Below are 11885 nucleotides of genomic sequence, written 5' to 3'. Positions count from 1 at the left end.
GAAACCATAGACAGAGACAAGCCATGACCTTCCGCCTTCCGACCCGGCGCGCGCTGCTGCTGTGCGCCACTGCTTCCGTCGCCGCGCTGTGCATGCAGGCACAGGCGCAAAACGCCTACCCGAACAAGCCGATCCGCATGGTCGTGCCCTTCGCCGCGGGTGGCGCCACCGACGTGCTGGCGCGCGTGCTGGGCCAGAAGATGTCGGCCGGCCTGGGCCAGCCCATCATCATCGACAACAAGCCCGGCGCGGCCGGCATCATCGGCACCGACGCGGTCGCCAAGGCCGCGCCCGACGGCTACACCATCGTGCTGGGCCTGAGCAATTCGCTCATGACCAACGAGTTCCTCTACGAGAAGCTGCCCTACGACACGCAGCGCGACCTCACGCTGGTCTACCAGATCGCGATGGCGCCGCTGGTGCTGGTGGTGCACCCCAGCGTGCCGGCGAAGACCGGGCCGGAGCTGCTGAAGTACGTCGTCGCCAACAAGGGCAAGGTGGCCTACGGCTCGTACGGCGTGGGCGCTTATCCGCACCTGGCCGGCGCGCACATGAGCCTGGCGACGCAGTCCGACATGAGCCACGTCGCCTACAAGGGCGAGGCGCCGATGATGCAGGACCTGATCGGCGGCCAGATCCAGATGGCCTACGCGAGTGCGCTGGTGGCCAAGCCGCACATCGATTCCGGAAAGATCCGCGCGCTGGGCGTGACCGGCGAGCGCCGCATGAGCACGCTGCCCAGCGTGCCCACGCTGGCCGAGCAGGGCATGAAGGACGAGGCCTATCGCGTGACCGGCTGGCTCGCCGTCGCCATGCCCGCGAAGACGCCGAAGCCCATCGTGGACCGCATCGCCGAAGAAGTGCGCAAGGCCACGCAGCAGCCCGACGTACGCGAGCGCGTGGCGGCCATGGGCTTCGAGATCAAGGACAGCTCGCCCGAGCTCTTTGCCGCAGCCTGGAAGGCCGAGCGCCCTGTGTGGGAGCGCCTGATCAAGCAGTCGGGCGCGAAGCTCGAGTAACTCATTTCCTCATTTCTTCTTCGTCATTCAAAGGAACAGCCATGAAGGTTCTCGTACCTGTCAAACGGGTCGTCGATTACAACGTCAAGGTGCGCGTGAAGAGCGACGGCACCGGGGTGGACATTGCCAACGTCAAGATGAGCATGAACCCCTTCGACGAGATCGCGGTGGAAGAAGCGGTTCGCCTGAAGGAAAAGGGCGTGGTCACCGAGGTCATCGCCGTGTCCTGCGGTGACGCCAAGTGCCAGGAAACCCTGCGCACCGCCATGGCCATCGGCGCCGACCGCGGCATCCTGGTCGAGACCACCGAAGAGCTGCAGCCCCTGGCCGTGGCCAAGCTGCTCAAGGCGCTGGTCGACAAGGAACAGCCCCAGCTCATCATCCTGGGCAAGCAGGCCATCGACGACGACGCCAATCAAACGGGCCAGATGCTGGCAGCCCTGGCTGATCTTCCCCAGGCCACCTTCGCCTCCAAGGTCGAAGTCGCCGATGGCAAGGCCACCGTGACCCGCGAAGTCGACGGCGGCCTGGAGACTGTTGCTCTCACGCTGCCCGCGGTCATCACCACCGACCTGCGCCTGAACGAGCCGCGCTACGTGACGCTGCCCAACATCATGAAGGCCAAGAAGAAGCAGCTCGACGTCTTCAAGCCCGAGGACCTGGGCGTGGATGTCAAGCCGCGCCTGAAGACCCTGAAGGTCGCTGAGCCCCCGAAGCGCGGCGCCGGCATCAAGGTGCCTGACGTTGCAACGCTGGTGGACAAACTGAAGAACGAAGCGAAGGTGATCTGAACATGACCGCACTTGTTATTGCCGAACACGACCACGCCAGCATCAAGCCGGCCACCCTGAACACCGTGACCGCAGCGCTGGCCTGCGGCGGCGACGTCCACGTGCTGGTGGCCGGAGCCAATGCTGCCGAAGCCGGCAAGGCCGCCGCACAGATCGCCGGAGTCTCCAAAGTCATCGTGGCCGACAGCCCCAGCCTGGCTGAGAACCTCGCAGAAAACGTCGCAGCCCAGGTGCTGGCCATCGCCGGCAACTACAGCCACATCCTGTTCCCCTCGACCGCCAACGGCAAGAACGTCGCGCCGCGCGTGGCCGCCAAGCTCGACGTGGCGCAGATCAGCGACATCACCAAGGTCGACAGCCCCGACACCTTCGAGCGTCCGATCTATGCAGGCAATGCCATCGCCACCGTGCAGAGCGCAGACTCGATCAAGGTCATCACCGTTCGCACGACCGGCTTCGACGCCGCAGCTGCGACCGGTGGCAGCGCAGCGGTCGAAACGGCCGAAGGCGTGGCCGACAGCGGCAAGAGCAGCTTCGTGGGCCGGGAAGTCACGAAGAGCGAACGCCCCGAGCTGACGGCCGCCAAGATCATCGTCTCGGGCGGCCGGGCGCTGGGCAGCGCCGAGAAGTTCACCGAGGTGATGGCACCGCTGGCCGACAAGCTCAACGCGGGCCTGGGCGCCAGCCGCGCAGCCGTCGATGCGGGCTACGCGCCGAACGACTGGCAGGTGGGCCAGACGGGCAAGATCGTGGCGCCGCAGCTGTACATCGCCTGCGGCATCTCGGGTGCGATCCAGCACTTGGCCGGCATGAAGGACTCCAAGGTGATCGTGGCGATCAACAAGGACGAGGAAGCGCCGATCTTCTCGGTGGCCGACTACGGGCTCGTGGCCGACCTGTTCACGGCGGTGCCGGAACTGGTGAAGGCGCTGTAGCCAGCAGCGTGCCCTGTGCACCGCCCCGAAAAAGTCGCCAGCCAACGCCGGCGACGCGCCCTGACAGGCACCGGCGCTCTGGCAGACTTTCCCGACAGGGTGCACCGTCCGCGCCCGCCGAGGAACCTTGTCATGCAACCCACGCCATCCACCGACGCCACGGTGCACACGCTCATCATCGACACCGACCCCGGCGCCGATGACGTGATCGCGCTGCTGTTCGCGATGGCGGCGCCCGAGCGGCTGCGCATCGAGGCGCTGACGACGGTGGCCGGCAACGTGCCGCTGGCCAAGACCTCGCGCAACGCACGGCTGGCCTGCGAATGGGCCGGGCAGCCGGAGATCCCGGTGTACGCGGGCGCCGAGCGGCCCCTGCGGCGCACGCCGATCTACGCGGCCAACATCCACGGCAAGGAGGGCCTCACGGGCGTCGATGTGTACGAGCCCGCCGCGCCGCTGGCCGATGGCCATGCGGTCGACTACCTGGTGCGCACGCTGCGCGCTGCGCCCGAGAAGAGCGTGACGCTCGCGATGCTCGGCCCGCAGACCAACCTTGCACTGGCGCTCGAGCAAGCCCCCGACATCGTGCGCGGCCTGCGCGAACTGGTGCTCATGGCCGGCGCACATTTCAACGGCGGCAACATCACGCCGGTGGCCGAGTTCAACGTGTTCGCCGACCCGCACGCGGCCGAGGCGGTGCTGCTGAAGAGCGGCGTGCCCATCACCATGCTGCCGCTGGACGTGACACACAAGATCCTCACGAGCGACGAACGCATCGCGCGGCTGCGCGGCCTCGGCAACCGGGCCGGCGCGATCGTCGCGGACATCCTCGACGCCTACGCCCCTCAGGAGATGAAGCACTACGACATGCCGGGCGGCCCGGTGCACGACGCCACCGTCACGGCCTACCTGCTGCAGCCTTCGCTCTTCAAGGGCAGGCGCATCCACGTGGAGGTCGACAGCCGCGAGGGCATGGGCTTCGGCCAGACCGTGGCCGACTGGTACGGCAGCCTGCATCGCGCACCCAACGTGAACTGGATCGTCGACGGCGATGCGCAAGGCTTCTTCGATTTGCTGACGGAACACATTGCGCGGCTGCCCTGAGCACTCTCGCGCCGCCTTTCGCCGCTGCTGCCTTCACTGCGCGACCCTCGGGTACGCGCGGTCGTGGCGATGGCTCCGGCTGGCGCTCCCTTCACGGCCGCTTCGCTCGCGGACATCCGCGTGCCCACGCGGATCTACGAGGCGCAGCTGGACCGCTTCCTCGTTCCGCGCTTCCATGCCGAATGGATCGCGCAGAACATGCCGGGCGCCGAACTCCAGCGGATCCCCGACGCCTGGCACTTCGCCTTCATGGACACCCCCTCGAGTGCGATCCCGACGGACGACGGGGACGTTCGGGCCGATCCGCCAGGCTTCGACCGCAAGGCGCTGCTGGCGCGGCTGGGCAGCGAGATTCCGGCGTTCTTCGACAAGGTGTTTGCGGCGAGCCCTGGCACGAAATAGATCGCTTGCACAGGGCCAGCCGCCAATGAAAAAGGGGCCGCGCTCTCGAAGCGCGGCCCCTTTTGCCTGAACCCGGCAGCGGCTTGTCAGTGCTGCAGGATCTTGTTCAGGAAGTCCTTGGTGCGCGGCTGACGGTTCTCCGGGTGGTTGAAGAACTCGTCCTTCGGGCAGTCTTCGAGGATCCTGCCGCCCACGTCGATGAAGATCACGCGGCTCGCAACCTTGCGGGCGAAGGCCATTTCGTGCGTGACCACCATCATGGTCATGCCTTCCTTGGCCAGGCTCACCATCACGTCGAGCACTTCGCCGACCATCTCGGGGTCGAGCGCCGAGGTGGGTTCGTCGAACAGCATCACGATCGGGTCCATCGACAGCGCACGGGCGATCGCCACGCGCTGCTGCTGGCCGCCCGACAGCTGGCCCGGGAACTTGTCCTTGTGCGCCATCAGGCCCACGCGGTCGAGCATCTTCAGGCCACGGGTCTTGGCTTCGTCGGGCGTGCGGCCCAGCACCTTGATCTGCGCGATCGTGAGGTTCTCGGTCACCGACAGGTGCGGGAACAGCTCGAAGTGCTGGAACACCATGCCGACCTTGGAGCGCAGCTTGGGCAGGTTGGTCTTGGGGTCGTGCAGCGGGATGCCGTTGACGGTGATCTCGCCCTTCTGGAAGGGCTCGAGCGCGTTCACGGTCTTGATGAGGGTGGACTTGCCCGAGCCCGAGGGCCCGCACACCACCACCACGTCGCCCTTGGAGATGTTCACGTTGCAGTCGTTGAGCACCTGCACCGGGCCATACCACTTCGATACGTTCTTGATTTCAATCATTTTTTCGGACATTTCTTTCTCTCCGGTTCAGCCACTCGGTCAGCGAATGATGGCGATCTTCTTGTGCAGGCGTTTCACCAGCCAAGAAAGGGCGTAGCACATGACGAAGTAAACGACGGCCGCGAGCAGGTACGCCTCGATCGGACGGCCGAAGTTCTTGCCCGCGGTTTCGAAGCCCTTGAGCATGTCGTAGGCGCCGATGGCGTAGACCAGCGAGGTGTCCTGGAACAGGATGATGGTCTGCGTGAGCAGCACCGGCAGCATGTTGCGGAAGGCCTGCGGCAGCACCACGAGACGCATGTTCTGGCCGTAGGTCATGCCCACCGCCTGGCCCGCGTTCACCTGGCCGCGCGGGATCGACTGGATGCCCGCGCGCATGATCTCGCTGAAGTACGCTGCCTCGAACGCGACGAAGGTGATCACGGCCGAGATTTCGGAGCGGTAGTTGGAACCGACCGAACCGAACAGCGAATAGAACGACGCCGGCACCAGCAGGAAGAACCACAGGATCACCATCACCAGCGGGATGCTTCGCATGCCGTTGACGTACAGCGCCGCGGGCGCATCGAGCCACTTCTTGCCCGACAGACGCATGAGCGCCAGCAGGGTGCCGAAGATCACGCCGCCGATGGTGGCCACTATCGTCAGCATGATGCTGAAATAGAAGCCCTTGACGACGAAGTTGCTGATGACGTCCCAGTTGTAGAACGACAGGTCGAGATTCATCATGTCAGTGTCCTCCGCCGCCGCTGCTGGCCGAGACGATGAAGCCCGGTACGCGGGTCTTCTTCTCGATGAATGCCATGAGCCGGTTGATGACCAGGGCCGACACCACGTAGCACGCCGTCACCGCGAGGTAGACCTCGATGCCGCGCGAGGTTTCTTCCTGCGCCTGCATCGCGAACATGGTGAGCTCGGCGACCGACACGGCGAACGCGACGGACGAGTTCTTGAAGATGTTCATCGTCTCGCTCGTGAGCGGCGGGATGATGATGCGGTAGGCCATCGGCAGGATCACGTAGCGGTAGTACTGCGCGGTGGTGAAGCCCACCGCCATGCCCGCGTAGCGCTGGCCCTTGGGCAGCGCCTGGATGCCCGAGCGCACCTGCTCGGCGATGCGCGCCGAGGTGAAGAAGCCCAGCGCCAGCACCACGAGGATGAAGCTGGGCACGCCCTTCATCACCGGGATCAGCGCCGGGATCACGTGGTACCAGAGGAAGATCTGCACCAGCAGCGGGATGTTGCGGAACAGCTCCACCCACGCATTGCCCAGCCGCACCAGCCACGGGCTGTCAGGCAGCGTGCGGATGATGCCGATCAGCGAGCCCAGCACCAGTGCCACGATCAGCGCCAGCAGCGCGACCGACACCGTCCAGCCCCACGCCGAGAGCATCCATTGCAGGTAGCTCGGATATTCCCCCCCGGGGTCTTGCAGGAACACCTGCCAATCCCAGTTGCCCATTTGTATTTACTCCTTCTTCACCGTCTCTTCGAAAACCAGTCCCTTGAAAAGAAACGCCCACCGCGAAAGGTGGGCGTCATCACGCAGCGACGCGCGCTTATTCCTTGGTGACGTACTCTTCGGCCGGCTTGTCGTTCGGGTTGGCCCAGGCGTTCTTGGTGGCTTCGCCCAGCGGCAGGCCGATGGTCACGCCAGCCGGCGGGATCGGCTTCAGGAACCACTTGTCGTACAGCTTGGCGAGCTCGCCCGACTTGGCCTGCGCCTTGATGCTGTCGTCCACGGCCTTCTTGAAGGCCGGGTCATCCTTGCGGATCATGATGCCGATGGGTTCGACGGCCAGCACGTCCGGCAGGATCTTGTAGTCCTTCGGCGACTTCGACTTGGCGGCCAGGGCAGCCAGGATCGAGCCGTCCATCACGAAGGCGTCGGCACGGCCGGTTTCGAGCAGCAGGAAGCTGTCGGAGTGGTCCTTGCCGTAGACCTCCTTGAAGGTCAGGTTCTCGGCGCGCTTCTGCTTGCGCACGGTCTGCAGCGGCGTGGTGCCGGTGGTGGTGGCAACTGTCTTGTCCTTCAGGTCGGCCAGCGAGTGGATGCCCGAGTTGGCCTTGACGACGATCTTGGTTTCTTCGACGTAGGTGGTCACGCCGAAGGCCACGTCCTTCTGGCGGGTGGCGTTGTTGGTGGTGGAGCCGCACTCGATGTCCACGGTGCCGTTCTGCACCAGGGGAATGCGGTTCTGCGAGGTCACGGGCTGGTACTTGACTTCGAGCTTCTTGCCGACGGCCTTCTCGAGGTCCTTGATGATGTTGGCGCAGACGTCGTAGTGGAAGCCGGTGTATTGGCCGTTGCCCAGCGTGTACGACAGGCCCGAGGATTCACGCACGCCTTCGGTGATGGTGCCCGAAGCCTTGATCTTGGCCAGGGTGTCATTGGCCTGAGCGAAGACGCCGCTGGTGGCGAGCGCCGCGATTGCCAATGCCATTGCTTGTTTTTTCATACAGAAAACTCCTGAGGGTGACTGAAACAGATACAACTAAATTCTAGACATTCACATTTTGCGTGATACCCGGACCAACCCGGTGCATTCACACCCACGCTGCACCGGCCATGCGCATTGCAGCGCCAGCCTGGTGCGATCCTGCCTCCTGGCATTGTCCGACTTTCACTAAGCAGCCTTTGTGCCCGAAGGCTCGGCGGCCGGTGGAACCGGCGCGGCCGACAGGCGCACCGGCTGCGTCAGGTTCTCGGGCACCAGCAGCGCGTCCATCTCGGCGCGCGTCATGATGCCCAGCGACTCGGCCACCACGTCGATCGGCCCGCCCGTGGCGAGCGCGGTCTTGGCAATGAGCGCGGCCTTCTCGTAGCCGATGAGCGGGTTGAGCGCCGTGACCAGCGTGACCGATTCGCGCACCCGCTTGGCGAGGAACTCGCGGTTGGCCTCGATGCCGACGACGCAGTTCTTCTCCAGCGTGTTGCAGGCCCGGCTCAGGTGCTGGATGCTCTTGAACAGGCTCCAGCCCATGATCGGTTCGAAGGCGTTGAGCTGCAGCTGGCCGGCCTCGGACGCCATCGTGACTGTGACGTCGTTGCCGATGACCTCGAAGGCCACCTGGTTCATCACCTCGGGAATCACGGGGTTGACCTTGCCCGGCATGATCGACGAGCCCGCCTGCCGCGCCGGCAGCCGGATCTCGCCGAAGCCGGCCTGCGGGCCGCTGGACAGCAGGCGCAGGTCGTTGCAGGTCTTGCTGAGCTTGGTCGCCACGCGCTTGAGCACGCCCGACAGCTGCACGAAGGCACCCGTGTCCTGCGTGGCCTCGATGAGATTGGCGGCCTGCTTGAGCGGCACGCCGGTCTGCTCTGCGAGGTACTGGCAGGCGAGGTTCGCGTAGCCGTGGGGCGCGTTGATGCCGGTACCGATGGCAGTCGCGCCGAGGTTGATTTCCTCGATGAGGGCGCGCGCCTCGCCCAGGCGGGCCTCGTCTTCCCCGATCATGATCGCGTAGGTCAGGAACTCCTGGCCCAGCGTCATCGGCACGGCATCTTGCAGCTGCGTGCGGCCGATCTTGAGGATGTCCTTGAATTCGAGCGCCTTGGCCTCGAAGCTGCGGCGCAGCGACGCCATCGATTCGAGCAGCCGGTCGATGGCGAACCACAGCGCCAGGCGCACGGCCGTGGGGTACACGTCGTTGGTGCTCTGCGAGGCGTTGACGTGGTCGTTGGGATGCAGCACGTCGTAGCGCGCCTTCTCGTGGCCCAGCTTCTCGAGCGCGAGGTTGCAGATGACCTCGTTGGCGTTCATGTTGGTCGAGGTGCCGGCGCCGCCCTGGATCACGTCGACCACGAACTCGTCGAGCAGCTTGCCGTCGACGATGTCCTCGCAGGCCAGGATGATGGCCGCCGCGCGGTCGCGGTCGATGGCGCCCAAGTCGGCGTTGGCGCGCGTGGCGGCCTTCTTCACGTAGGCCAGTGCACGCACCAGGTCGGGCATGGCCGAGATGCGGGTGCCGGAGATGGGGAAGTTCTCGACCGCGCGGGCCGTGTGCACGCCCCAGTAGGCGACGGCGGGGATCTGCTTGTCGCCGAGGAAGTCGTGTTCAGTCCTGAAATTGGAGCTCATGCTGGTTCCTCGGCTTAAAAAAAAGCACGCGCAAGGCGCGTGCCGGGCTGTGCTGCTTGCAACGGCAAAAAAACTGCCGCGACTGTAGTGGCGCCGGTTCAAGGGCGCCAATGCCGTTTGCGGGGGGTCCTATGCGTGGCATTTATAGATTGTGCGTTGCACAAAATCCGGTCATTGACGCTGGGGCTGCGTGCCGACCAGGTAAGACCATAACGCATCGGCAGTGCGTTTGGGCTGCAAGCCCTCGGAGGTCGAAGCCTTCGCAGCGCGGCCGCCACCGGCCCTGAGCGGGGCCGCCATGCCGGGCCGCTCGCGGTAGGCGCGGATCTCCATCGTCGCCTCCAGGCTGTCGATCTCGGGCGGCAGCGCGCTCACGAGCTTGCGCGCCTTGATCTCCTTGCGCACCGCGCTCTGCGGCAGGAAGGCGATACCGTGCCCTTCGAGCGCCATCACCTTCAGGCCCTCGGCCATGTCGGTTTCGTAGACCCGGTCGAGGTGGATGGCGGTGCCCGATTCCTTCAGCAACTGGTCGACCACGCGCCCCAGGTAGGCGCCCGGCGCATAGCCCAGGTAGGGCAGCGGCTGGCCGGGCCGGCCCGGCAGGCGGTAGCGCGGCGCGCCCTCGGCATCGGCCTTGACCCAGGGGGCGACGGTTTCCTCGCCGAGGCTGACCATCTCGTACTTGTTGGCGTCGAGCTGCAGCGGCTGCGAGGGGTGGTGGTAGGCGATCAGCAGGTCGCAGCTGCCTTCGACCAGCCGCAGCACCGCGTCATGCACATTGAGCGCGATCAGGCGGCTCTTGATGGGCCCGAAATGCTCCCTGAGGCTGGTCACCCACGAGGGAAAGAAGGTGAAGGCCAGCGTGTGCGGCACGGCAATTTCGATCACGTCCTGCCCGGCGGCCGAGTGCCCGCGCAGCATGGCCCGGGTGCTCTGCAGCGACTGCAGCATCTCGATGGCCTGGCTGTAGAGCGTCTGGCCCGCTGGCGTGAGCCGCGTGGGGTACGAACTGCGGTCCACCAGGTCGGTGCCGGCCCAGCCTTCGAGCGCCTGGATGCGGCGGGAGAACGCCGGCTGCGTCACGTGCCTCAATTGGGCCGAGCGGCTGAAGCTGCGCGTTTCCGCAAGGCTGATGAAGTCTTCGAGCCACTTTGTTTCCATACGCGGCGATTATGCGAGCGCCGCGCCATACTGGGCTCCCCCTCTTTTTCCCTCATCCGCCATGTCTTCAGCCGACCTGCTCGACCTCAGCGCCACCGAACTATCCCGCCGCATCGCCGCGCGCGACGTGTCCTGCCGCGAGCTGATGCAGGCCTCGCTGGCCCGCATCGAAGCGCTGAACCCGCGCTTCAACGCCATCGTGTCGCCGCGCGATCCGCAGCAGGTGCTGGCCGAGGCCGGCGAGCGCGACGCCGAGCTGGCGCGCGGCGAGCGCCGCGGCTGGATGCACGGCTTTCCGCTGGCGGTGAAGGACCTGAGCCACGCCGCCGGCCTGCCGACCTCCATGGGCTCGCCGCTGTCGCCGCGCTCCGCCGCGCGGGCCGACAGCCTGCACGTGGCACGCGCCAGGGCGGCCGGCGCCGTGGTCATCGGCAAGACCAACACGCCCGAGTTCGGGCTCGGCTCGCACACCTACAACACCGTGTTCGGCATCACCCGCAACGCCTACGCGCCCGATCGCAGCGCGGGCGGCAGCAGCGGCGGCGCCGCGGTGGCGCTGGCCCTGGGCATGCTGCCCGTGGCGGACGGCAGCGACATGATGGGTTCGCTGCGCAACCCTGCCGCCTTCAACAACGTGATCGGCATGCGCCCCTCGCGCGGACGCGTGCCGGGCAACCCCGAGGAGGAACTGTTCTTCCAGCAGCTGGGCTGCGAAGGCCCGATGGCGCGCACCGTGGAAGACGCCGCGCGGCTGCTGGCCGTGCAGGCGGGCTTCGACGGACGCGTGCCGCTGTCGTCGCCGCACGCCCTGCCCTCGGCCGACGAACTGCAACTCGAAGGCGACGGCAAAGGCCTGCGCATCGGCTGGCTGGGCAGCATCTGGCCCGACCTGCCGCTGGAGCCGGGCATCCGCGAGTTGGGCGAGAAAGCGCACGGCACCTTCCGCGACATCGGCTGCGAGGTCGAACCCTGCACGCTCGACGTGCCGCGCGAGCACAACTGGAGCGCCTGGTTGCGCCTGCGGCAGTTGCTGGTGGGCGGCAAGCTGGGCGCCTACCTGAGCGATCCGAAGCTGTTCGCGCAGCTCAAGCCGGAGGCGCAATGGGAGATCGAGCAGAGCCGTCACCTGGATGCGGCCTCGCTCTACCAGGCCTCGGTGTACCGGTCGAACGTGTATCGCGCGTTCCTGAAGCTGTTCGAACGCTTCGACTTCGTGCTGGCGCCGACCGCGCAGGTGTTTCCGTTCGACGCGGAAATGCACTGGCCGAAGGAAGTCGCTGGCGTGGCGAGCGACACGTACCACCGCTGGATGGAGATCGTCACGCCTTTCACGCTGGCCGGGCTGCCGACCTTGAATGTGCGCGCCGGCTTCGGTGAAGGCGGGCTGCCGATGGGGCTGCAGCTGGCAGGGCCTATCCATGCGGACCTCGATGTGCTGCGGCTTGGGCATGCGTACGACCAGGCATGCGGCTGGGCCGCCCATCGCCCCCCAGTATTGGTTTGACTCTCTCCCCCGCTGGGGGAGGGCTGGGGTGGGGGCAAGCGGCGCCTCCATCGAGCGCCCTGC

At 66.2% G+C, this 11885-nt stretch carries 12 protein-coding genes; 6 read left to right on the top strand and 6 right to left on the bottom strand.

Going from position 1 to position 11885, the window contains the following annotated elements; translation table 11 throughout:
- The first annotated feature begins 23 nt into the window (after positions 1–23).
- The 5 genes from ACCD11_RS26265 (at position 24) to ACCD11_RS26245 (ending at position 4251) form a co-directional block, all read left to right on the top strand.
- Complete coding sequence (locus ACCD11_RS26265) at positions 24–1019, top strand: Bug family tripartite tricarboxylate transporter substrate binding protein (protein WP_413316072.1); 996 nt, start codon at positions 24–26, stop codon at positions 1017–1019.
- A gap of 41 nt (positions 1020–1060) precedes the next feature.
- Positions 1061–1810 carry an electron transfer flavoprotein subunit beta/FixA family protein gene (locus ACCD11_RS26260; RefSeq protein ID WP_413316071.1) on the top strand — a complete coding sequence of 250 codons (750 nt, stop codon included), beginning with the start codon at positions 1061–1063 and terminating at the stop codon, positions 1808–1810.
- A gap of 2 nt (positions 1811–1812) precedes the next feature.
- Positions 1813–2745 (top strand): electron transfer flavoprotein subunit alpha/FixB family protein, encoded by a 933-nt coding sequence (locus tag ACCD11_RS26255; protein WP_413316070.1) that lies wholly within the window; start codon positions 1813–1815, stop codon positions 2743–2745.
- Between the two features lie 132 nt (positions 2746–2877).
- Positions 2878–3849, top strand: coding sequence for a nucleoside hydrolase (locus ACCD11_RS26250; protein ID WP_413316069.1), 972 nt, complete (start codon positions 2878–2880; stop codon positions 3847–3849).
- A 69-nt stretch (positions 3850–3918) separates the two neighbouring features.
- Positions 3919–4251, top strand: a complete 333-nt coding sequence (locus ACCD11_RS26245; RefSeq protein WP_413316068.1) for a hypothetical protein — start codon at positions 3919–3921, stop codon at positions 4249–4251.
- Between the two features lie 86 nt (positions 4252–4337).
- Here ACCD11_RS26245 and ACCD11_RS26240 read toward each other — a convergent pair whose 3' ends face one another.
- The 6 genes from ACCD11_RS26240 to ACCD11_RS26215 all read right to left on the bottom strand — a co-directional run bounded on the left by ACCD11_RS26240 (position 4338) and on the right by ACCD11_RS26215 (position 10318).
- Positions 4338–5075: an amino acid ABC transporter ATP-binding protein gene (locus tag ACCD11_RS26240; protein ID WP_056513337.1), complete on the bottom strand. Its 738-nt coding sequence runs from the start codon at positions 5073–5075 to the stop codon at positions 4338–4340.
- Positions 5076–5114: 39 nt separating this feature from the next.
- Positions 5115–5804 (bottom strand): amino acid ABC transporter permease, encoded by a 690-nt coding sequence (locus ACCD11_RS26235; RefSeq protein ID WP_007838246.1) that lies wholly within the window; start codon positions 5802–5804, stop codon positions 5115–5117.
- A gap of 1 nt (position 5805) precedes the next feature.
- The gene (locus tag ACCD11_RS26230) at positions 5806–6537 is read right to left on the bottom strand and encodes an amino acid ABC transporter permease (protein ID WP_007838244.1); all 732 of its coding nucleotides are present in this window, start codon (positions 6535–6537) and stop codon (positions 5806–5808) included.
- A 97-nt stretch (positions 6538–6634) separates the two neighbouring features.
- Positions 6635–7534 carry an amino acid ABC transporter substrate-binding protein gene (locus ACCD11_RS26225; protein WP_007838242.1) on the bottom strand — a complete coding sequence of 300 codons (900 nt, stop codon included), beginning with the start codon at positions 7532–7534 and terminating at the stop codon, positions 6635–6637.
- Positions 7535–7702: 168 nt separating this feature from the next.
- Positions 7703–9157: an aspartate ammonia-lyase gene (locus ACCD11_RS26220; protein ID WP_007838240.1), complete on the bottom strand. Its 1455-nt coding sequence runs from the start codon at positions 9155–9157 to the stop codon at positions 7703–7705.
- 171 nt (positions 9158–9328) lie between these two features.
- A complete protein-coding gene (locus ACCD11_RS26215) occupies positions 9329–10318 on the bottom strand; it encodes a LysR substrate-binding domain-containing protein (RefSeq protein WP_413316067.1) in 990 nt (329 codons plus the stop codon).
- Positions 10319–10379: 61 nt separating this feature from the next.
- Between ACCD11_RS26215 and ACCD11_RS26210 the strand changes: the two genes are divergently transcribed.
- Positions 10380–11822 (top strand): amidase, encoded by a 1443-nt coding sequence (locus ACCD11_RS26210; protein ID WP_413316066.1) that lies wholly within the window; start codon positions 10380–10382, stop codon positions 11820–11822.
- Positions 11823–11885 lie beyond the last annotated feature (63 nt).

Origin of the sequence: Variovorax sp. Varisp36 (assembly GCF_047304235.1) — a bacterium.
In the GTDB taxonomy this organism is placed as follows: Bacteria; Pseudomonadota; Gammaproteobacteria; order Burkholderiales; family Burkholderiaceae_C; genus Variovorax.
This window is presented reverse-complemented; position numbering and strand designations above follow the sequence as displayed.

What these genes read in the sequence shown, in the direction of transcription:
- ACCD11_RS26265 (WP_413316072.1), top strand. Translation starts at nt 24, where the DNA reads ATGACCTTCCGCCTTCCGACCCGGCGCGCGCTGCTGCTGTGCGCCACT.
- ACCD11_RS26230 (WP_007838244.1), bottom strand. Translation starts at nt 6,537, where the DNA reads ATGGGCAACTGGGATTGGCAGGTGTTCCTGCAAGACCCCGGGGGGGAA.
- ACCD11_RS26260 (WP_413316071.1), top strand. Translation starts at nt 1,061, where the DNA reads ATGAAGGTTCTCGTACCTGTCAAACGGGTCGTCGATTACAACGTCAAG.
- ACCD11_RS26235 (WP_007838246.1), bottom strand. Translation starts at nt 5,804, where the DNA reads ATGATGAATCTCGACCTGTCGTTCTACAACTGGGACGTCATCAGCAAC.
- ACCD11_RS26255 (WP_413316070.1), top strand. Translation starts at nt 1,813, where the DNA reads ATGACCGCACTTGTTATTGCCGAACACGACCACGCCAGCATCAAGCCG.
- ACCD11_RS26220 (WP_007838240.1), bottom strand. Translation starts at nt 9,157, where the DNA reads ATGAGCTCCAATTTCAGGACTGAACACGACTTCCTCGGCGACAAGCAG.
- ACCD11_RS26215 (WP_413316067.1), bottom strand. Translation starts at nt 10,318, where the DNA reads ATGGAAACAAAGTGGCTCGAAGACTTCATCAGCCTTGCGGAAACGCGC.
- ACCD11_RS26250 (WP_413316069.1), top strand. Translation starts at nt 2,878, where the DNA reads ATGCAACCCACGCCATCCACCGACGCCACGGTGCACACGCTCATCATC.
- ACCD11_RS26245 (WP_413316068.1), top strand. Translation starts at nt 3,919, where the DNA reads ATGGCTCCGGCTGGCGCTCCCTTCACGGCCGCTTCGCTCGCGGACATC.
- ACCD11_RS26225 (WP_007838242.1), bottom strand. Translation starts at nt 7,534, where the DNA reads ATGAAAAAACAAGCAATGGCATTGGCAATCGCGGCGCTCGCCACCAGC.
- ACCD11_RS26210 (WP_413316066.1), top strand. Translation starts at nt 10,380, where the DNA reads ATGTCTTCAGCCGACCTGCTCGACCTCAGCGCCACCGAACTATCCCGC.
- ACCD11_RS26240 (WP_056513337.1), bottom strand. Translation starts at nt 5,075, where the DNA reads ATGATTGAAATCAAGAACGTATCGAAGTGGTATGGCCCGGTGCAGGTG.